The organism is Methylovirgula ligni, from assembly GCF_004135935.1.
Taxonomy (GTDB): domain Bacteria; phylum Pseudomonadota; class Alphaproteobacteria; order Rhizobiales; family Beijerinckiaceae; genus Methylovirgula; species Methylovirgula ligni.
Genome location: NZ_CP025086.1, coordinates 609188 through 627989, shown reverse-complemented (window position 1 = coordinate 627989; position 18802 = coordinate 609188). Strand labels below are relative to the sequence as shown.

General features: G+C 64.1%; 20 protein-coding genes. 13 read left to right on the top strand and 7 right to left on the bottom strand.

Annotation, left to right across the window (positions count from 1 at the left end):
- Positions 1–867 (bottom strand): diaminopimelate epimerase, encoded by an 867-nt coding sequence (dapF, locus tag CWB41_RS02970; protein WP_115837354.1) that lies wholly within the window; start codon positions 865–867, stop codon positions 1–3.
- Between the two features lie 112 nt (positions 868–979).
- Between dapF and CWB41_RS02965 the strand changes: the two genes are divergently transcribed.
- Genes CWB41_RS02965 through CWB41_RS02955 form a run of 3 tightly spaced genes read left to right on the top strand, consistent with a single transcriptional unit; the run spans position 980 to position 3435 of the window.
- Positions 980–1720 carry a GyrI-like domain-containing protein gene (locus CWB41_RS02965; protein WP_115837355.1) on the top strand — a complete coding sequence of 247 codons (741 nt, stop codon included), beginning with the start codon at positions 980–982 and terminating at the stop codon, positions 1718–1720.
- Positions 1721–1736: 16 nt separating this feature from the next.
- On the top strand, positions 1737–2726 hold the full coding sequence (dmeF, locus tag CWB41_RS02960; protein ID WP_115837356.1) for a CDF family Co(II)/Ni(II) efflux transporter DmeF: 990 nt from the start codon (positions 1737–1739) through the stop codon (positions 2724–2726).
- Positions 2727–2757: 31 nt separating this feature from the next.
- Positions 2758–3435 (top strand): class I SAM-dependent methyltransferase, encoded by a 678-nt coding sequence (locus CWB41_RS02955; protein ID WP_115837357.1) that lies wholly within the window; start codon positions 2758–2760, stop codon positions 3433–3435.
- A 17-nt stretch (positions 3436–3452) separates the two neighbouring features.
- On the opposite strand, the gene argE is transcribed toward CWB41_RS02955, so the two are convergent.
- Together argE and apaG are read right to left on the bottom strand one after the other, a co-directional pair.
- Positions 3453–4583, bottom strand: coding sequence for an acetylornithine deacetylase (argE, locus tag CWB41_RS02950; RefSeq protein ID WP_115837424.1), 1131 nt, complete (start codon positions 4581–4583; stop codon positions 3453–3455).
- A gap of 122 nt (positions 4584–4705) precedes the next feature.
- The gene (gene apaG, locus CWB41_RS02945) at positions 4706–5098 is read right to left on the bottom strand and encodes a Co2+/Mg2+ efflux protein ApaG (protein ID WP_115837358.1); all 393 of its coding nucleotides are present in this window, start codon (positions 5096–5098) and stop codon (positions 4706–4708) included.
- Positions 5099–5211: 113 nt separating this feature from the next.
- Here apaG and ybgC point away from each other — a divergent pair, with 113 nt between their 5' ends.
- From ybgC to tolB, 5 genes are all read left to right on the top strand, one after another.
- Positions 5212–5631 (top strand): tol-pal system-associated acyl-CoA thioesterase, encoded by a 420-nt coding sequence (gene ybgC / locus CWB41_RS02940; protein WP_115837359.1) that lies wholly within the window; start codon positions 5212–5214, stop codon positions 5629–5631.
- 340 nt (positions 5632–5971) lie between these two features.
- On the top strand, positions 5972–6700 hold the full coding sequence (gene tolQ, locus CWB41_RS02935; RefSeq protein WP_115837360.1) for a protein TolQ: 729 nt from the start codon (positions 5972–5974) through the stop codon (positions 6698–6700).
- Positions 6701–6745: 45 nt separating this feature from the next.
- Positions 6746–7195, top strand: coding sequence for an ExbD/TolR family protein (locus CWB41_RS02930; protein ID WP_115837361.1), 450 nt, complete (start codon positions 6746–6748; stop codon positions 7193–7195).
- Positions 7196–7225: 30 nt separating this feature from the next.
- Positions 7226–8302, top strand: coding sequence for a cell envelope biogenesis protein TolA (locus CWB41_RS02925; protein ID WP_115837362.1), 1077 nt, complete (start codon positions 7226–7228; stop codon positions 8300–8302).
- A gap of 90 nt (positions 8303–8392) precedes the next feature.
- Complete coding sequence (tolB, locus tag CWB41_RS02920; RefSeq protein ID WP_115837363.1) at positions 8393–9709, top strand: Tol-Pal system beta propeller repeat protein TolB; 1317 nt, start codon at positions 8393–8395, stop codon at positions 9707–9709.
- 85 nt (positions 9710–9794) lie between these two features.
- Here tolB and leuB read toward each other — a convergent pair whose 3' ends face one another.
- Together leuB and acnA are read right to left on the bottom strand one after the other, a co-directional pair.
- On the bottom strand, positions 9795–10904 hold the full coding sequence (gene leuB / locus CWB41_RS02915) for a 3-isopropylmalate dehydrogenase (protein WP_115837364.1): 1110 nt from the start codon (positions 10902–10904) through the stop codon (positions 9795–9797).
- A gap of 146 nt (positions 10905–11050) precedes the next feature.
- Complete coding sequence (acnA, locus tag CWB41_RS02910) at positions 11051–13780, bottom strand: aconitate hydratase AcnA (RefSeq protein WP_115837365.1); 2730 nt, start codon at positions 13778–13780, stop codon at positions 11051–11053.
- 132 nt (positions 13781–13912) lie between these two features.
- Here acnA and ccmA point away from each other — a divergent pair, with 132 nt between their 5' ends.
- Positions 13913–14506 (top strand): heme ABC exporter ATP-binding protein CcmA, encoded by a 594-nt coding sequence (gene ccmA / locus CWB41_RS02905; RefSeq protein WP_115837425.1) that lies wholly within the window; start codon positions 13913–13915, stop codon positions 14504–14506.
- Positions 14503–15186 (top strand): heme exporter protein CcmB, encoded by a 684-nt coding sequence (ccmB, locus tag CWB41_RS02900; protein ID WP_115837366.1) that lies wholly within the window; start codon positions 14503–14505, stop codon positions 15184–15186. The genes ccmA and ccmB overlap by 4 nt, the downstream gene beginning before the upstream one ends.
- On the opposite strand, the gene CWB41_RS02895 is transcribed toward ccmB, so the two are convergent.
- A complete protein-coding gene (locus CWB41_RS02895) occupies positions 15166–16044 on the bottom strand; it encodes an ATP-grasp fold amidoligase family protein (protein WP_165203945.1) in 879 nt (292 codons plus the stop codon). The two genes, ccmB and CWB41_RS02895, sit on opposite strands and share 21 nt — an antisense overlap.
- A gap of 139 nt (positions 16045–16183) precedes the next feature.
- On the opposite strand from CWB41_RS02895, the gene CWB41_RS02890 reads away from it, so the two are divergent.
- From CWB41_RS02890 to CWB41_RS02880, 3 genes are read left to right on the top strand one after another with little or no spacing between them, the layout of a single operon-like run.
- Positions 16184–16948: a heme ABC transporter permease gene (locus CWB41_RS02890; RefSeq protein WP_245411334.1), complete on the top strand. Its 765-nt coding sequence runs from the start codon at positions 16184–16186 to the stop codon at positions 16946–16948.
- Positions 16945–17112, top strand: coding sequence for a heme exporter protein CcmD (gene ccmD, locus CWB41_RS02885; protein ID WP_115837368.1), 168 nt, complete (start codon positions 16945–16947; stop codon positions 17110–17112). Before CWB41_RS02890 ends, ccmD begins: the two co-directional genes overlap by 4 nt.
- Positions 17109–17714: a DsbE family thiol:disulfide interchange protein gene (locus tag CWB41_RS02880; RefSeq protein WP_245411335.1), complete on the top strand. Its 606-nt coding sequence runs from the start codon at positions 17109–17111 to the stop codon at positions 17712–17714. The genes ccmD and CWB41_RS02880 overlap by 4 nt, the downstream gene beginning before the upstream one ends.
- A gap of 62 nt (positions 17715–17776) precedes the next feature.
- Here the strand turns inward: CWB41_RS02880 and CWB41_RS02875 are convergent, their stop codons facing one another.
- Positions 17777–18556, bottom strand: a complete 780-nt coding sequence (locus CWB41_RS02875) for a HugZ family pyridoxamine 5'-phosphate oxidase (protein WP_115837369.1) — start codon at positions 18554–18556, stop codon at positions 17777–17779.
- Between the last annotated feature and the right edge of the window lie 246 nt (positions 18557–18802).

Genomic DNA, 18802 nt, shown 5'->3' with positions numbered 1-18802 from the left:
TCACGCTGCCGCGTCCTCAAACCAGCGGGATTCCAGGATCGCCTTGAATTCCAGTTCGACCGGGCCCGCCAGAACCACCTGATCGTCGCTTTGGCGCCAGGTGACATGAAGATCGCCGCCGGGCAGGCTGATGACAGCGTTGCGCTCGGCGAGGCCCCGGCGCACCGCCGCGACCAGAACGGCGCAGGCGGCCGAGCCGCAGGCATAGGTCAGACCCGCGCCGCGCTCCCAGACGCGCACGACGATATGGTTGCGCTCGCGCACCTGAGCGAAGGAGATATTCGCCCGCTCGGGGAAGATCGCGTCATGCTCGAGCGCGGGGCCGAGGACCGAAAGATCGTAAGCGTCGAGATCGTCGACGAGGAAGACGGCGTGCGGATTGCCGACATTGACCGCGGCGGCGAGCAGCGGCGTGCCGCCCGGGCCGATCGGGAAGGGGATCGCCGCCGTGTCCGGGACGGGTCCGGAGAGCGGGATGTCCTGCCAGCCGAACCTGGGCCGGCCCATCTCGACCGAGAAGCGCCGCTCCCCCTTGCGTTCACAGACGAGGATGCCGTTCAGCGTCTCGACCCGCAGCGTCTCGTGCGGCGTATCCTGCATCAGGGTCCAGGCGACGCAGCGCGTGCCGTTGCCGCAGGCTCCGGCCTCGCTGCCGTCGCGATTGTAGATGCGCACATAGGCTTCGGTGCCGGCGGAAACCGGCGCATGCAACACCATCAATTGGTCGAAGGCGAGGTCCGGCGCCTGAGCGATGGCGCGCACGCTCCGGGCGTCGAGTTCATAAGGCGAGTCGCGCAGGTCGAGAAGGACGATCTCGTTGCCGATGCCGTTCATCTTCGTCACCAGTCTGCGTGCTAAAGGATGCATCGGGTCAACTCGCCATAAGTTTGCGCTTCATATAGGACAAAGCTCCGACGGAGGCCAAGGATTTGCCGCGCGCGGCAGCGTCAGTGGCGGATTTGCGCACGGAGACGGGCGGATGAGGGGTTTTTGGGCGGGGTTCGCTCTCGCGGCTGGGCTGGCCACGGCCGCCCTGCCGGCCCGGGCGCAGATACAGACATCGCCGCCCAACCCGGCGGCGAAGCCGCAACCCGGCGCGCAATCTCCCGCCAGCCCGTCACCGCCCGCTCAGTCGCCGGCGGCAAAGCCAGTGCAGCCGCCGCCTGCCGGGGCGCCCCCGCCCGGTCCGCCGCCCGGATTGTCGTCCACGCCCGGGCCGAACGAGCCGGATCAGGGCGCGCCGGGCGTGCCGAGCGATTCCGCGACCGTCATGCTCGACGTGCCCGCGCGGACTGTGGCGGAACTCACGGCCAAGGCCAAATGGGACGAGGGCTTCAAGGTCGTCAAGGATACCGAGGCGCGGGTGAAGGCGGCGGCCGAGAAAGCGGGCCTTAAGATCATCGGCGCGCCGATTGCGGTCTTCACCCAGGAGGACGACAATGGCTTCGGCTTCACGGCCATGCTCCCGCTCGCTCCCGGCTCAAAGGCGACGCTTACGGATGGAGTGGCGATTGGCGCCTCGCCCGCCGGAAAAGCGATCAAATTTCAGCATCGCGGCGCCTATGACGACATCGATTCGACCTATGATCTCATCACCGCCTATCTCGACGAAAAGAGCCTTGAGGCGCAGGATTTCTTCATCGAGGAATATCTGACCCCTTTGACCAGCGCTGAAGATCCATATCTGGCTGTCGATATCTATGTGTTTCTGAAACCCTGAGCGGCGGAGGAGGACCATGCACGATCACGCGAGCGATGGACTGAGCCATCCACACGTCTTCCTTGGCGCGCAGCACGCCGCCAACGAGCGGCGCACGCTTGCCGTCGTCGTGCTGACCGTGGCGATGATGATCGGCGAGATCATCGGCGGCGCCGTCTTCGGCTCCATGGCGCTGATCGCCGACGGTCTGCATATGTCGACCCATGCGGCCGCGCTCGGCGTCTCCGCCTTCGCCTATTATTACGCACGCCGTCACGCGGAAGACCCGCGCTTTGCCTTCGGCACGGGCAAGGTCGGCGATCTTGCCGCCTTCGCCAGCGGTCTCGCGCTGGCCATTGTGGCGCTCTTCATCGGCTACGAGAGCCTTGAGCGATTCTTCGCTCCCGAGCCGATCCATTATACCGAGGCGCTGACCCTCGCCGCGCTCGGCCTCGCCGTCAATATCGCGAGCGCCTGGCTCCTGCGCGATTCGCATGATCATTCGCATGGCCATGATCACGGTGTGGATCACGTTCATGACCATTCTCACGCCGCGCATGATCACGCCGACGATCACCACGATCATGCGCCTGCCGACCAGGATCTGAACCTGCGCTCGGCCTATGTGCATGTCATCGCCGATGCGGCGGTCTCGATTCTCGTCGTTGCCGCCTTGCTGCTCGCACGCGCCTTCGGCTGGGTCTGGCTCGATCCGGCCATCGGCCTCGTCGGCATGGTTGTTATCCTGAGCTGGTCCTATGGGCTTTTGCGCGCCGCCGGCGCCGTTTTGCTCGATATGACGCCGGACGAAAAGTTGAAGGAGACGATTCGGTCCCGATTGGAAACGAACGGCGATTTCGTCAGCGATCTGCATCTGTGGCGCGTCGGGCCCGGCCATCGCGCGGCGATGGCAACGATCGTCAGCGCGAATCCGCGGCCGGCGGAGGAGCACAAGGCGCAACTGGCCGATCTGCCGGGCCTCAGTCATGTGACTGTCGAGGTTCTGAAGTGTCCGCACGCGGATTGAGAGGCTTTTTGGGTAAGCATCGGCGCGAGTCATGAGTTGGCGTGACTTATTTGGCGGCGGTCGGGCTGGTCGCGTTAGCGGCCGCTATCCCGCCGCCTATTATGACGATGTCGCCAAGGCGATCGCGGCGCAAATTCCCGCGCCGGAGGCGGCGGTGCTCGATTATGGCTGTGGCGAAGCCCCCGCCGCGACGCTGATCGCAGAACATTGCGCGCGACTCTACCTTTACGATCCGGCACCGAAGATTCAGGCGGCGCTGCGCCAGCGCCATGCGTCCAATCCGCGGATCAAAATCCTGACCGAAGCGCAGGTGCAGGCGCTGCCGGAGGCGTCTCTGGACATGGTTCTGTTCAATGCGCTGTTCCAGCATCTCACGCCGGCGCAATGCACAGTGGCGGTGGATTTCGCCGCGGCGAAATTGCGGCTCGGCGGACGGCTCGTCGTTGCTGATGTCATCCCGCCCCATGCCGATCCACTGAGCGAATCCTGGGCGCTCGTCGAATATGCCTATCGCGGCGGCTTTCTCCTCGCCGCATTACGCGGCGCAGTTTCACGTGGCCGCCCGCGCCGCCCGCGCGTCGGATTCACGACCTTCGCAATCCCGGACATGCAGCGGCTGCTCGCGACGCACGGCTTCGAGACGCGCCGCGCCGACCGCAACATCGGCCATAACCAGATCCATATGACGTTTCTGGCGAAGCGGGTTTAGCGCGGAGCGCGCGCAGCTCAGCTCAATTCCGTGACGAGCCGGCGCATGAATTCGACGCCCGCGGCGAGCTGCGCAATCTCGATATATTCGTCCGGCTGATGCGCCTGGTCGATCGAGCCCGGCCCGCAGATGACGGTCGGGATTCCGGCCTGCTGGAATTGCCCTGCCTCGCTGGCATAGGAGACGGTGATCGTCGCGTTGCGGCGGCTGAGCTTCAGCGCCAGGCTTTCCGCCGCCGAACCGGGCGCCGGATTGAGGCCCGGCACCGGATGATGCGCGTGTGTTTCGACGCTCGCGCGCTTCGTCGGATCGGGCGCCTTGGCGGCGACGATCCGCTCGATCTGCGCATTCATGTGATCGACGGCGGTATCATAGGCGACATTCGGCAGGCCGCGAAATTCCCAATCGAACGTGCATTCCTTGGCGAGAATGTTGCGCGCCGTGCCGCCGTGAATGATGCCGACATGGATCGACGAAAACGGCGGATCGAAGCGGCCGCTCGGATCGCCATCGGTCTTGAGCTCATCGGCGAGACTGTAAAGCTCGTTGATCAGCGCGCAGGCGACTTCGATCGCACTTGTGCCGAGATAGGCTTTCGAGGAATGGGCCTCATGGCCATGCACGATCGTGCGATAGGTGGTGATGCTCTTGTGCGCGTCGGCGACCTCCATCAGCGAGGGCTCGCCGACGATGGCGATGCCGGGGCGCGGCAGATCAACGCCGAATCGCGCGATCGTATCGAGCGGGCCACGGCAGCCGATCTCCTCGTCGTAGCTGAGCAGGATATGAATCGGCCGCTTGAGATCGGCGCGCTGGAATTCCGGCACCATCGCCAGGCAGAGCGCGTCGAAGCCCTTCATGTCGCAAGCGCCGCGCGCGTAAACGCGGCTGCCGTCGCGGCGGAGCGTGAACGGGTCGGATGTCCAGGTCTGTCCGGCGACGGGCACGCAATCCGTATGGCCGGAGAGGATGACACCGCCGTCGATGCTCGGGCCGATGGTGGCGAACAGCGCCGCCTTGTCGCCCGCCGCATTCGGCACTTTGACGTAATCGACGCCATGAGCTTGCAGATAGTGCTCGACATCGGCAATGAGCGGCAGGTTGGATTTCACGCTCTCGGTGTCGAACGCTGCGAGCCGCGCCAGCATGTCGAGTGTCGCCGCAAGCCTGTCGGTGGAATCGATGCGGCGGTCTGACACGATGTCTCCAATGATCAATGAAAAAGCAGCCGCGCAAAGCGGCGCTGCCGGACGGCCCGGAGAAAGCTGCGTTAATTCAAAACCCGGACCACATAGGGCGAATCGAGCGAGAAGACGGGGATTTCCGCCTCGAAGACTTCGCCGTTTTCCGCCACCATGCGGTAGGTGCCGGTCATGATGCCCGATGGCGTCGAAAGGGGGCAACCGGATGTGTAACGGAAGCTTTCGCCCGGCTTGAGGACAGGCTGCTCGCCGACGACGCCGGTGCCGAGCACTTCTTCCGTCCGGCCGTTGCCGTCCATGATTCTCCAGTGCCGGGCAGTTAATTGCACGGTTTGATCGCCCTGGTTGGCGATTTCGACAGTATAGGCCCAGAAAAACGTCGCCTGTTCCGCGTCCGAGCGCTCCGGAACAAATTCCGGTTCGACTGTGACCTGAATGTCTTGGGTGATGCTGCTGTACATTGCTTGCGCCACCGGGCAGTTTGCTAAGAGAGAGAGTTTCTTTACGGTACCATAAGTTTCCAGAAGAGCAAAAACCGAATCGGCATCGTCCGATCGCCCGGATCATCCCGCCCATGCCCGAAATTCCCCGCCTGCATCGCCTGCCGGTCCGCATCTATTACGAGGACACGGATTTCTCCGGTGTTGTCCAGCATGTCGCCTATCTGCGCTTTCTGGAGCGCGGCCGCACCGAGTTCCTGCGCGCCTGCGGGGTCGATCAGTCGGCGCTGTTCGCCGGTCCGGCGCCGCTCGCCTTCGCTGTGCGGCGGCTCAGCGTCGATTATCTCAAGGCGGCGCTGATGGACGATCTCATCAGCGTGGAGACGCATGTCGCCAGGATGGGCGGCGCCTCGATCGACATGGCGCAGCGGATTTTGCGTGGTGACGAGCTTCTGGTGACGGCCGATGTGCGGGTCGCCGCGGTCGCGGCTGGCCGGGCGCAGCGGCTGCCGGGCGAGATTCTTGCCAAATTGGCGCACCCAAGCCGGCCATAGGCACGGGTTTTGCGAAAATGCCGCCTGCGGGACCCGTCGCGGCGCTTCGTAACCCATTCTTAACGGTGCTGATGGCTCAACTAAATGCGTCGCATTTTAGTGACATGGACCGGCCGGAAGCCCAAGAAATGACGGAATTCCGGGGGAGGAGTGAGTTAACCGCCGGTCCGATCAAGAAGTTCCGATTTATCAAAGGCATTCTCCCGAAGCTTTTGAACCGCCCGTTGGACAGTCTTTGAGCGGTTTTGGCGTGGCCGGGGTGCCGCCCCGGTTTCTGGCGCATCGGGGCCCGTAGATGATTTCGGCCATTTCGACCGCTGCTTTGCAAGGACGTAACTGAATGAACCCTACTGATGTCGCTGCAGCGGTTGCCTCGCCAGCAACGGAAGTCTCACTCTGGAGCATGTTCCTCTCGGCGCATATCGTCGTGAAGATCGTCATGCTCGGCCTGCTCGGCGCATCGGTCTGGTGCTGGGCCATCATCATCAACAAGACGCTGCTCTTCGCCAAAGTGCAGCGGGCGATGGACCGTTTCGAGCAAGTCTTCTGGTCGGGCAACTCGCTTGAGGAGCTTTACGCCAACCTCTCCTCGCGGCCGACGACCGGCATGGCGACGCTCTTCGTTGCCGCCATGCACGAATGGAAACGCTCGGTGCAATCCACGGCGAGTTCGTTCATGGGCCTGCAGACGCGCGTCGAAAAAGTGCTCGACGTGTCGATTGCCCGCGAGGTCGAGAAGCTCGAATCGCATCTGCTGGTCCTCGCCACTGTCGCCTCGGCGGGCCCGTTCGTCGGCCTGTTCGGCACGGTCTGGGGCATCATGACGTCGTTTCGCTCGATCGCGGCGTCGAAGAATACCTCGCTCGCGGTTGTCGCGCCCGGCATCGCCGAAGCCCTGTTCGCCACCGCCATTGGCCTCTTTGCCGCCATCCCGGCGCTCATCGCCTACAACAAGCTGCAGGGCGACGTCGCCAAGAAGCAGGCGCGGCTCGAAGGCTTCGCCGACGAATTTTCATCGATCCTGTCGCGTCAGATCGATCAGCACGGCGCGCGCGATCGCGCGGCATAATTTGCGCCCGCTCTGCGGCGGGCCGTTTGATAAGGAGAACAGCGCATGGGTATGTCCGTCGCGCAAGGCCGGGGTGGCGGTCGCCGTCGTCGCGGCGTCCCGCGGTACAAGGCGATGGCCGACATCAACATGACGCCGTTCATCGACGTCATGCTCGTGCTGCTCATCATTTTCATGGTCGCCGCGCCGCTGCTCGCGACGGGCGTGCCGATTGATCTGCCGCACACCAAGGCGTCCGCGCTCAATCTCGATCAGAAGCCGCTGTCGGTGGCGATCGACGAGAAGGGTGCGATCTTCGTGATGGACGAGCCGGTGACGATGGACCAACTCGTCGACAAGCTGAAAGAGGCCGCCAAGGACGGCTTCGACGAGCGGATCTATGTGCGCGGCTCCAACGACGTGAGTTACGGCAAGATCGCCGAAGTCATGTCGCTGATTACCACTGCCGGCTACAAAAAGGTCGCCCTCGTCACAGAGCCGGTCAAGAGCAACTGAGCGCAAGAGCAACTGGGCAATTGAGCCGCGATGGATGATGCATCGGGAAAACCCGGATATATCGCTTCGGGCGCCGCGCATGTGGCTCTGCTCGCGGCGATGCTCATCTCCTTTTCATATAGTCCGAAATTCGATGACGTGCAGGAGACGGTGCCGGTCGATCTCGTGACCGATTCCGACGTCAATCAGATCGTCAAGGGCGACAAGTCGGCGAAGACGGTGCAAGAGCATCCGCATGTCGATCAGGTCGCCACGACCGAGGACTTAAAGCCCAAGCCGCCGATCGCCGATGCCAAGCGCGACGTGCCGACACCGCCGCCGCCGCTGAAGCGCATCGCCGATCCGGGCCAGGACGACAAGGTCGAGCCGCCGAAGCCGCCCGCTGACGCCGCCGCGCCGCCGCCGCCAGCGGCCAAGCTGCTCCCGGTGCCACCCATCGAGGCCAAGCCGCCACCGGATACGACGGCGGACGAACCGTTGCCGCCGCCGCGGCCCAAGATTCTGCCGAAGAAACCGCCGCCGCCCAAGGTCGAGGCGCAGAAGCCGCCGCAGTTCAAGCCGGACCAGATCGCCAAATTGCTGGACGATGCCCCGCCGAAGCCCTCCAAGGTGCATGAGCATCATGCCAGCAAGCCGAAGTCGGGCGACGACACGCACGATCCGCCGCGCCACTTCGATGCCGACGACATCAGCCGGCTGCTGAGCCACGAGGCGCCGTCCCGCCGCGCCTCCACCGGCGCGCGGCTGCAGCAGCTTGCCTCGCTCGGCTCGCCGACCGCGAGCGCGCCGCGCATGTCACCGTCGCTTCAAGCGGCCATGGAAGGCTGGTTCCAGGACCAGTTCCAGGGCTGCTGGATTCAGCCGATAACGGTGCCGCAGGGGCCGAAATATGTGCCGGAAATCCGCGTGCCGCTGAATCTCGACGGCTCGCTCGCGGCCGACCCGACATTGCTCAACCCGCCGGACGATCCGTCCTGGCAGGCGCTGGCGGATAGCGCCATGCGCGCGGTGCGCAAATGCGATCCGCTGCCGGTGCCGGATCGCTTCAAGCCCTATTACGACGAGTGGAGGAATCGAATCGTCCGGTTCGAAGACGATACGATGTAGCCCGCGCGCCTTGCGCCTCGACGCGAGGCCGTTTCCCTTTGATCGCCGCAATTTTCATTCATAGCTCGACGCCAACCAGCGGACCCATTCATGCCTCTTATTCTCACGCGGCGTACTGCCTCCGGGCTTCTTGCCGGAGTCGCGTCCAGCCTCCTGCTCCCGCGGAGCAGCTTTGCGCAGGACCAATATTTCAACGTCAAGCCGGGCAGCAATTTCAAGCCGGTCAATGTCGCGGTGACGCAATTCGCCGGCGATGCGGGGCCGAATATCGCGTCGATCATCAGTAATAATTTCAGCCGCTCGGTCTTTCTCGCGCCGGTCGATCCCGGCCGTTTCCCGCAGCAGATCAGCAACCCCGACCAGGCGCCGCAGTTCGACGGCTGGAAGGCGATCGATACGCAATTCGTCGTCACCGGGCGCAGCGGCGCGGGCGATGGGGGCCGGCTGCAGACCGAGTTCCGTCTCTGGGACGTGAATTCCGGTGCGCAGGTCGCGGGCCAGCAATATGTCACCGATCCCAACAATTCCCGCCGCGTCGCACATATCATCTCGGATGCGATCTTCTCGCGCATCACCGGCGAGAAGGGCTTTTTCGATACGCGCGTCGCATTCGTCGATGAAACCGGCCCGGCGGAGAACCGCCGCAAGCGCCTTGCGATCATGGATCAGGACGGCGCCAATGTGCGCTATCTGACGGGCGGACAGGACCTCGTCGTCACGCCGCGCTTCTCGCCGTCCTCGCAGCAGATCACCTATATGGCGTTCGGCGCCGGCGATCCGAAAGTGCTGCTGCTCAATATCGAGACCGGCCAGAGGCAGGTCGTCGGCAATTTCCCCGGCATGGAATTTTCGCCGCGCTTCTCGCCGAACGGGCAGAACGTCGTCCTGTCGCTGGAGGAGAACGGCGTCACCAACATCTACGAGATGAATATCGCCTCGCACGCATCGACGCGGCTGTCGAATTCGTCGTCCATCGACACCGCGCCCTCGTTCTCGCCGGACGGTTCGCAGATCGTCTTCGAGTCCGACCGTGGCGGCAGTCAGCAAATCTACGTCATGCCGGCCTCGGGCGGGGACGCGCAGCGCATCTCGTTCGGAGAAGGGTCGTATTCGACGCCGGTCTGGTCGCCGAAGGGCGACTACATCGCCTTCACCAAGCAGAAGACCAGCACCTTTGCCATCGGTGTCATGAAACCGGACGGTTCGGGCGAGCGCATCCTCACCGAAGGCTTCCACAACGAGGGCCCGACCTGGGCGCCCAACGGTCTGTTCCTGATGTTCTTCCGCGACCCGGGCGGCGAATCCGGGCCGCATATTTTCATGATCGACGTTTTCGGCCGCGCCGAATTCAAGGTGCCGACGCCATCCTATGCGTCAGACCCAGCCTGGGGGCCGTTGCTAGGCTAATTCTGCGCGTCATTGCGAGCGAAGCGAAGCAATCCACTCTTTCGATTTCTGGATTGCTTCGTCGCTTTGCTCCTCGCAATGACGATCAGACGCGCGCCTTCAGCTCCGCCAGGATGGCGTCGCCCATCTCTGAGGTCGAGATCGCCTTCGGCGCATTGCCCTTGATGTCGGCGGTGCGCAGGCCCTTGTCGAGCACCCCGGCGATGGCGGCTTCGAGCTTGTCGGCGAGTTCCGTCAGGCCAAAGGAATAGCGCAGCGCCATGCCGAATGAGCCGATCATTGCGATCGGATTGGCGAGACCCTTGCCGGCGATATCCGGCGCCGAGCCATGCACCGGCTCATAGAGCGCCTTGCGATGGCCGGTCTTCGCGTCTTCCGCGCCGAGCGAGGCCGACGGCAGCATGCCGAGCGAGCCGGTGAGCATCGAGGCGACATCGGACAGCATGTCGCCGAAGAGATTGTCGGTGACGATCACATCGAACTGCTTCGGCCGGCGCACAAGCTGCATGCCGAGCGCGTCGGCGAGCTGATGCTCGAGCTCGACATCCGGGAACTCGCGCTTGTGCAGATCGATGATGACCTCGCGCCACAAGACGCCGGACTTCATGACATTGTGCTTCTCGGACGAGGTGACCTTGTTGCGGCGCTTGCGCGCGAGTTCGAAGGCGATGCGGCCGATCCGCTCGATCTCGTAAGTGTCGTAGACTTGCGTATCGATGGCGCGTTTCTGACCGTTGCCGAGATCGATGATCTGTTTCGGTTCGCCGAAATAAACGCCGCCGGTCAGTTCGCGGACGATGAGGAGATCGAGACCGTCCACGAGTTCGCGCTTCAGCGAGGAGGCGTCGGCGAGCGCCGGATAGCAGATCGCCGGGCGCAGGTTGGCATAGAGATTGAAGTCCTTGCGCAGCCGCAGCAGACCGGCTTCCGGGCGCACGTCGTAAGGCACCTTGTCCCACTTTGGGCCGCCGACAGCGGCGAGCAGAATGGCGTCCGCGGCGCCAGCGCGCGCCATGTCGTCCTCGCTGATGGCGACGCCATGCGCATCATAAGCCGCGCCGCCGACGAGGCCGCGCTCGATCTCGAAACGGGCGATGCCTTCCTTGGTGAGAAAATTGGCGATCTTCTCGACTTCGGCCGTCACTTCGGGACCGATGCCGTCGCCCGGCAAAACGAAAAGCTTGTTGACCGACATATTCTGCTCCTGCTGTCGGCGGGGTTTTAAGCAGGTTGGGAGAGTGGGGGCAAGTACGCCGGCTATTTGCTCGAAATTCCGCTCGCGCGGAAAAAAGATGGCCGGGCTAAGCCCGGCCATCGCTGTTTCCGTCAGATGTTTCTGCGTTACGCCGCAGCGAGCTGGCGCAGGACGTAGGACAGGATGCCGCCGTTCTTGAAGTACTCAAGCTCATCCTCGGTCGCGATGCGGTTGAGCAGCGGCACTTTCTTCTCGGTGCCGTTGGCATATTTGATGAGCGCCTCGAGCGTCTGGCGCGGTTTCAGCGTGTCGCCGAGGCCGTGGATCGTCACCTGCTCGTCGCCCTTGAGGCCGAGCGACTTCCAGCTCGTGCCCGGCTCGAAGGTGAGCGGCAGCACGCCCATGCCGACGAGGTTCGAGCGATGGATGCGCTCGAAGCTCTCGGCGATCACGGCGCGCACGCCGAGCAGGCGCGTGCCCTTGGCCGCCCAGTCGCGCGAGGAGCCATTGCCATATTCAGCGCCGGCGAACACGACGAGCGGCACGCCCTCGGCCTGATATTTCATCGCCGCGTCATAGATCGACAGTTCCTCGCCGTCGGGCCAGTGCTTGGTCAGGCCGCCTTCCGGCACGCTGCCATCGGCTTTGGAGAGGATGAAGTTCTTGATGCGGATATTGGCGAAGGTGCCGCGCATCATGATCTCATGGTTGCCGCGGCGCGTGCCGTATTGATTGAAGTTCTGTTGCGACACCTGATGTTCGAGCAGGAACTTGCCGGCCGGCGAGGCGGCCTTGATCGAGCCGGCCGGCGAGATGTGGTCGGTCGTGATCTTGTCGCCGAAGAGCGCGAGCACGCGGGCGTTGACGATATCCGTTACCGGCACCGGCTCCTTGGTCAGACCCTCGAAATAGGGCGGGTTCTGCACATAGGTCGAGCCGATGTCCCAGCGATAGGTCTCGCCGTCCGGCACCTTCACCTTGCGCCAGTGCGCGTCGCCTTCGAAGACGGCGGCGTAGCGGCTCTTGAAGATCTTCTTCGTCACATATTTTTCGGCGAACTCGTTGATCTCCTCGGTGGATGGCCAGATGTCGCGCAGATAGACGGGATTACCCTTCTTATCGTGGCCGAGCGGTTCGGTATCGAGATCTTTCGTCACCGTGCCGGCGATGGCATGGGCGACGACGAGCGGCGGCGAGGCAAGATAGTTCGCCTGCACGTCAGGGCTGACGCGGCCTTCGAAGTTGCGGTTGCCGGAGAGCACCGCCGCGGCGACGATGCCGTTCTGGTTGATCGTGTCGGAAATCTCCTGCGGCAGCGGCCCGCTGTTGCCGATGCAGGTCGTGCAGCCGAAGCCGACGAGGTTGAAGCCGAGCTTGTCGAGGTCTTTCTGCAGGCCGGAATTGGCGAGATATTCGGCGACGACCTGGCTGCCGGGCGCGAGCGAGGTCTTCACCCACGGCTTCGCCGTCAGCCCGCGCGCGACGGCATTGCGGGCGAGCAGGCCCGCGCCGATCAGCACGCTCGGGTTCGAGGTGTTGGTGCAGGAGGTAATCGCCGCGATCACGACATCGCCGTGGCCGATGTCGAAATTCTTGCCCACAACGGCATAGCGCTTCTCGCCGTCTTCGGTCTTCTTGTATTCGCCCGCGAGCGCGGTCTTGAACCCCGGTGCGACGGCACCGAGCGCGATGCGGCCCTCGGGCCGCTTCGGGCCGGCCATCGACGGCACGACGGTCGAAAGATCGAGCTCGATCGTGTCGGTGAAGATCGGGTCCGGCGCCGCCGAGGTGCGAAACAGGCCCTGCGCCTTGGCATATTTCTCGACGAGGGCGACACGGGCCGGCGTGCGGGCCGAGGTCTGCAGATAGTTCAACGTCTCGCCGTCAACCGGGAAGAAGCCGCAGGTCGCGCCATATTCCGGCGCCATATTGGCGATGGTCGCGCGGTCGGCGAGGGAGAGGTGCTTGAGGCCCTGGCCGTAGAATTCGACGAACTTGCCGACGACGCCGAGCTTGCGCAGCATCTGCGTGACGGTCAGCACGAGATCGGTGGCGGTGACGCCTTCCTTCAATTCGCCGGTCAGTTTGAAGCCGATGACTTCCGGCAGCAGCATGGAGAGCGGCTGGCCGAGCATGCAGGCTTCCGCCTCGATGCCGCCGACGCCCCAGCCGAGAACCGAGAGGCCGTTGACCATGGTCGTATGCGAATCGGTGCCGACGAGTGAGTCGGGATAGGCGACCTCGACCGTCGCCTCCTTGCCTTTGCCGGGAGAGAATTTTTCCTTCCGCGTCCAGACGGTCTGGGCGAGATATTCGAGGTTGACCTGATGGCAGATGCCGGTGCCGGGTGGCACGACGCGGAAATTGTCGAACGAGCCCTGGCCCCATTTCAGGAAGCGATAGCGCTCGCCGTTCCGGTCATATTCGAGATCGACATTGGTCTTGAGCGCCTTGGAATTGCCGAAGGCATCGACGATCACCGAATGGTCGATGACGAGATCGACCGGGACGAGCGGATTGATCTTCTGCGGGCTGCCGCCAAGTTTCAGCATGGCGTCGCGCATGGCGGCGAGATCGACGACCGCCGGCACGCCGGTAAAATCCTGCATCAGGACGCGCGTCGGACGGAAAGCGATTTCCTTTTCCTCCTTGCCCTTATTGGTCAGCCATTCGGCAACCGACTGGATGTCTTCCTTGGTGACCGAGCGGCCGTCCTCGAAGCGCAGCAGATTTTCGAGCAGCACCTTCATCGAGAAGGGAAGCCGGGAAATGCCAGGCAGGCCGTGCCTCTCGGCCGCTTTCAGCGAGAAATAATGGTAGGTTTTGGCGCCGACATTGAGGATTTTTCGGCTTTTAAAGGAATCGAGCGAAGCCATCGGCTGCAGGGCCCTTGATGTTGAGAAACGCGATGATGCCGGCTTATAGATAATTTCCAATCTAGCCGCTACACCAACAAAAGCCGCGCCATGCAGGCCGCGCGCCATAGGACGACCGGGACCGCGCCCGCCATGCAGATTGAAGCTTCGGGCCTCAGCGTCGAACGCGGCGGACGCGTCATTTTCGCCGGGCTCGGCTTTCGCCTCGGCCCCGGCGAGGCGCTCGTCGTCAAAGGGCCGAACGGGGCGGGCAAATCGACGCTGCTGCGCGCTCTCGCCGGTCTCCTGCCGCTCGCCGCCGGGCAGATCGCCTTGAGCCCCGAAACCGAGGCGCGGCGCGGCGAACTCTGCCATTATATTGGGCATGCCGATGCCCTGAAACCGGCCTTAACGCTCATCGAGAACCTCGCGTTCTCCTCCGCGCTGCTCGGAGGGCAGAATGTCGAGCATGCGATCGGACGTCTCGGCCTTGCCGCCGTCGCCGATCTCCCAGCCGCCTATCTCTCGGCCGGCCAGAAGCGTCGCGCCGCTCTCGCGCGCCTCGTCGCTGTCCAGCGCCCGCTTTGGCTCCTCGACGAGCCGCTGACGGCGCTCGACGCAGCCTCGCAGGAGAGCGTCGGCGAATTGATGCGGGAGCATCTGGCCGCCGGCGGTCTCCTCGTCGCGGCGACCCATGCGCCCTTGCCGGTCACGGCACGGGAACTGGTGCTGGGCCGCGCCGCATGAGCCAGAGCCCGCGCACTCGACCGGCGCCGCTCCGGGCACTGCTGCTGCGCGATCTGCGGATCGGCCGGCGCATCGGCGGCGCTATCAGCATGGGCGTCGTGTTCTTCCTGTGCCTCGTCACGATTACGCCCTTCGCGGTGGGGCCGGACCAGACGCTGCTGGCACGCATCGGTCCGGCGATCCTCTGGATCGCGGCGCTGCTCGCGACGTTGCTGGGCCTCGACCGGCTGCTCCAGGCCGATGCCGAAGACGGCTCGCTCGATCTTTTCCTCACCAGCGAAACGCCGCTGGAATTGATCGTCCTCGTCAAATGCCTGGCGCATTGGCTGCTGACCGGCCTGCCGCTCGTCGCGGCGAGCCCGATTTTCGGCCTGATGCTGGGACTCGCGCCAGCCGAACTCCCGCGTGTCGTCGCCTCGCTGCTCGTCGGCACGCCGGCGCTGACCCTGCTCGGCGCCATCGGCGCGGCGCTGACGGTGAGCCTGCGCCGTGGCGGCCTTCTGCTCGCGGTGCTGATCCTGCCTCTGGCGGTGCCGGTTCTGATTTTCGGAGTGGCGGCGGCGGGCGATCCAATCGTCGGCTTCAAGACGCCGTTTCTGATCCTTTGCGGGCTGACGCTCGCCAGCGTAGCGCTGACGCCCTTCGCCGCGGCGGCGGCGCTACGGTACGGGGTGGAGTGATTTCACCGCGGCGAGGCCGGGCTTTGCCCAGAGATCGCCGAAGTGGCGCTCATAGACCGGCGGGTGAAAACGCCTGAAACCCGCGTTCGGCGTCCAGGTCATCTCGACGAAATAAAGCTGCGCGGCGGTGTCGAAGAAATCGACGCGGACGAAGTCCGTGTCTTCCGCGAGGATTTCGGCGGCGCGCATCATCTCGGCCAGATGTTTCGGTCGCGGCAGGTCGCCGGAAAATTCCGGCAGCCCGTTGGAAATATCGAGCCGCCGCCAGTCGAGGTCGAAGAAACGGCTGCAGGTAACGCCGTTCTCGATCTTGTCGACGATGATGAAAGTCGTCTTGCCGCCGAAAGTATAGACCCGGTAGTCAAGCGGCAGCGGCCCGGTGCCGTCGTCGATCAATTCCTGCACGAGGATGCGCGGGACGATGTTCTTGTAGGCCCATTCGCGATGGCGGCCGTAATAGCTGCGCGCCAGCCAGTCGCGACAGGTCGCGATCAACGCGGCGCGGTCGAGCCGCGTCTTGTCGCGCACCACCTCGAACCAGCCCGATCCATGCGTCGGTTTTACGACGAATCGTGGCGGCAGGTCGTCGAAGGGGAGGGTGGCCGGATCGCCGGTCACATGGAGCAGCCTCGGGAGCACAGCCGCCTCGAGGCGCTTTTCGACATAGGCGCGGGCGCGCAGCTTGTCGGTCGTTTCAATCAGCCGCTCGTCGCGTTCGAAGAGGATGCGATGCAAAACCTTGTCGCAGAAGGTCTTCGGCCGCAGGATATTGGGAAATTCGCCGTGCTGCTCCCAATGCTGCCAGATCGCGTCCGCCCAGCCCGGCAGGCGAGGTCTGATCGTGTCCTTCAGGGCCATGGGCATCCCGGGTATCACTTGCCGGAGGCTTAGCGCCGGTTACGGGCTTTGCCAATGTGCTGCCGCTTCCGGGATTGGGCAAACTTTCCAGCAAGGATAGGCCCCAGTTTAATTTGCCTTCCACGGGCGGGCGGCCTAGATGGAGCGCATGCCGAATTTCGCCAATCCGACGCAATTCCTGCGGCTTGTGCGCGTCCTGGTGCCGATCATGGCCGTGCTCACGGCCATCCTGCTGGCCGTCGGGCTCACGCTCGCGCTTTTCGTCGCGCCGCCGGACTATCAGCAGGGCGAGACGGTGCGGATCATGTATCTGCACGTGCCTTCGGCCTGGATGGCGATGTTCGTCTATCTCGTCATGTCCTCGGCGGCGATTGGGACGCTGGTCTTCCGCCATCCGCTCGCCGATGTGGCGCAGAAGGCGGCGGCACCGCTCGGCGCGGGGTTCACGTTTTTATGCCTGACGACCGGCTCGCTCTGGGGCGAGCCCGAATGGGGCACCTGGTGGGTCTGGGACGCGCGGCTCACCTCCGTGCTGGTCCTTTTTCTCATCTATCTCGGCATCATCGCGATGTGGCAGGTGATCGAGGACCCGGGCAAGGCGGCGCGGCTGGTCGCCATCTTCACCCTCGTCGGCGCGGTCAATATTCCGATCATCAAATTCTCGGTCGATTGGTGGCACACGCTGCATCAGCCGGCCTCGGTGTTCCGCATGGGTGGCCCGACCGTCGCAGCCTCGATGCTCTGGCCGCTGCTCATCATGGCGCTCGGCTTCACCACGCTGTTTCTGACGCTGCACATGCTGGCGATCCGCAACGAAATCTTGCGCCGCCGCCTGCGCCGCCTATCGCTGCTCGCCGCCGCCGGCGCCGCTCCCCTCGACATCGTGCTGGAGCCGGCGGAATGAATCTCGCCGCGCCGCATGTGGGCTATGTGATCGCCGCCTATGGCATCGCCTTCGTGGTGATCGCGGTCATGATCCTCGGCACGCTCATCGATTATCGGACGCTCAAGAGCAGCCTCGAACGGATCGCCGCGCGGGCAAATCGCGGTCGGGACGCCGGCACGTGAGCGAGACCCTGCCGCCCATTGACGAAACTTCGGAAGTGCCTCCGCGCCAGCGACGTGCGCCGCTGGCCTATGTGCCGCTGTTCATTTTTGTTGGCGTGGTCGCGCTGCTCCTGGGGCGACTTTTCTCGGGCGATCCCTCGCGTCTTCCCTCAGCGCTGATCGACAAATCCGCGCCGGCTTTCGATCTGCCGGCGCTCCTGGCGGGCCAGCCCGGGCTTTCGGACAAGGATCTGCGCCAGGGCCATGTCACGGTGCTCAACATTTTCGCCTCCTGGTGCGGTCCCTGCCACGAGGAAAATCCGCAGTTGGTGGCGCTTTCGCACGACAAGCGCCTCGCCGGTGAGGGCATAAGGCTGGTCGGCATCGACTATAAGGACCTGCCCGAGGATGCACGCCGCTACCTCGGCCAGGAGGGCAACCCCTATGCGGCCATCGGCGTCGATGCGAGCGGGCGCACCGGCATCGATTTCGGCGTCTATGGCGTACCCGAGACTTACATCATCAAGGGCGACGGCAAGATCGCCTTCAAATTCGTCGGCCCCATCGACGACGCGACGCTGCGGAACGCCATCTGGCCGCAGATCGAGGCCGCCCGCAAATAGCTGGAGCGTTTTCGAGCGAAGCGGATACGGGTTCGCGTGAAGAAAACGCGCCAAAAAAACCTTTAGTTCTGCGTCCGCGCCGACTGCGCCAGCGCGACCAGCGCGTGCCGCAATTCGGCGATCGTCGCGATCGGCTGCGGGAAGGGTAGCCGCAGGATCGTTTCATCATTGCCGAGATCGACGCCCTCGGGGTCGAACCCCAGCGTGCGCCAATGGCCGCCGCTTTTCCGGCCGAAGGCTTGCGCCAGCAGCGGTGCGAAATCGGCGTGGTCTTGATTTACATGCGCCAGCGCGCCCGCTTCGCCGGCGACAAACTCGGTCGCACCGGCGATCGGAGTCAGGACTTGCGCCACGGTGAGGCCCGGCGCGGCGCGGCCGAAGCCGCCGTTGAGATGCAGGCTGTCCAATTCGACGCGGAAGAAGGCGAAGTCCGGGAAGTCCGCATAAAGCGCGGATTTCGGGTGCCGGGCGAGAAAACGGGCGCGCAGATTGGCGCGTTCGGCCGTGTCTTCGACCAAGATCGCCCGGCCGCCCAGGGTAAGGCGCGGATGCGCCAGCGGATCACCTTTTTTCGGCAGATAGAACAGAAGCGAAACCCGGGGATCGGCCGCGATATGCCGGCGGTGGGCCGCGAGCTGCGACAGCAGCAGGATGGGGCTGCCGTCGGGGGCGCTCGCGACATTGACCAAGGTGGCGAAGGGGTCGCCCGACTCGGGTGCGAGGGTGGCGAGGCTCGCCCAGCGAACCGTGCGCAGAAGCAGCTTTGCCTCGGCAACAGCGTCGAATTTCGGGCTTTCGGGTTGATTTTCCGGCGGGTTTTCGGATCGATCGGGGGCATTCATGGCCGCTGTTCTCCATCTCCGAGAGCCGTCTGACGCCCAAGGCGCGCTTTTGCCCATTACAGGGGTAGATTCCCCTATAGTTCTAATGGTATGGCTTGCCTAGACGCGGATTGCGGCCTCATTTCAGCCCTTAAGCTCGAAGAGGTTTCCAAGGTCGTTCATGCGTCGATCACGTCGTGGCCGCATGGCGGTGCTTTTGGGTTAAGAAGTCCCTCACGTCGTGTTCATCTGATGCCGGGTTAGCTA

What these genes read in the sequence shown, in the direction of transcription:
- tolB (WP_115837363.1), top strand. Translation starts at nt 8,393, where the DNA reads ATGCCTCTTATTCTCACGCGGCGTACTGCCTCCGGGCTTCTTGCCGGA.
- CWB41_RS02890 (WP_245411334.1), top strand. Translation starts at nt 16,184, where the DNA reads ATGGAGCGCATGCCGAATTTCGCCAATCCGACGCAATTCCTGCGGCTT.
- ccmA (WP_115837425.1), top strand. Translation starts at nt 13,913, where the DNA reads ATGCAGATTGAAGCTTCGGGCCTCAGCGTCGAACGCGGCGGACGCGTC.
- CWB41_RS02875 (WP_115837369.1), bottom strand. Translation starts at nt 18,556, where the DNA reads ATGAATGCCCCCGATCGATCCGAAAACCCGCCGGAAAATCAACCCGAA.
- dapF (WP_115837354.1), bottom strand. Translation starts at nt 867, where the DNA reads ATGCATCCTTTAGCACGCAGACTGGTGACGAAGATGAACGGCATCGGC.
- argE (WP_115837424.1), bottom strand. Translation starts at nt 4,583, where the DNA reads ATGCTGGCGCGGCTCGCAGCGTTCGACACCGAGAGCGTGAAATCCAAC.
- dmeF (WP_115837356.1), top strand. Translation starts at nt 1,737, where the DNA reads ATGCACGATCACGCGAGCGATGGACTGAGCCATCCACACGTCTTCCTT.
- leuB (WP_115837364.1), bottom strand. Translation starts at nt 10,904, where the DNA reads ATGTCGGTCAACAAGCTTTTCGTTTTGCCGGGCGACGGCATCGGTCCC.
- CWB41_RS02895 (WP_165203945.1), bottom strand. Translation starts at nt 16,044, where the DNA reads ATGGCCCTGAAGGACACGATCAGACCTCGCCTGCCGGGCTGGGCGGAC.
- CWB41_RS02965 (WP_115837355.1), top strand. Translation starts at nt 980, where the DNA reads ATGAGGGGTTTTTGGGCGGGGTTCGCTCTCGCGGCTGGGCTGGCCACG.
- tolQ (WP_115837360.1), top strand. Translation starts at nt 5,972, where the DNA reads ATGAACCCTACTGATGTCGCTGCAGCGGTTGCCTCGCCAGCAACGGAA.
- ccmD (WP_115837368.1), top strand. Translation starts at nt 16,945, where the DNA reads ATGAATCTCGCCGCGCCGCATGTGGGCTATGTGATCGCCGCCTATGGC.
- acnA (WP_115837365.1), bottom strand. Translation starts at nt 13,780, where the DNA reads ATGGCTTCGCTCGATTCCTTTAAAAGCCGAAAAATCCTCAATGTCGGC.
- ccmB (WP_115837366.1), top strand. Translation starts at nt 14,503, where the DNA reads ATGAGCCAGAGCCCGCGCACTCGACCGGCGCCGCTCCGGGCACTGCTG.
- ybgC (WP_115837359.1), top strand. Translation starts at nt 5,212, where the DNA reads ATGCCCGAAATTCCCCGCCTGCATCGCCTGCCGGTCCGCATCTATTAC.
- CWB41_RS02955 (WP_115837357.1), top strand. Translation starts at nt 2,758, where the DNA reads ATGAGTTGGCGTGACTTATTTGGCGGCGGTCGGGCTGGTCGCGTTAGC.
- CWB41_RS02925 (WP_115837362.1), top strand. Translation starts at nt 7,226, where the DNA reads ATGGATGATGCATCGGGAAAACCCGGATATATCGCTTCGGGCGCCGCG.
- CWB41_RS02930 (WP_115837361.1), top strand. Translation starts at nt 6,746, where the DNA reads ATGGGTATGTCCGTCGCGCAAGGCCGGGGTGGCGGTCGCCGTCGTCGC.
- apaG (WP_115837358.1), bottom strand. Translation starts at nt 5,098, where the DNA reads ATGTACAGCAGCATCACCCAAGACATTCAGGTCACAGTCGAACCGGAA.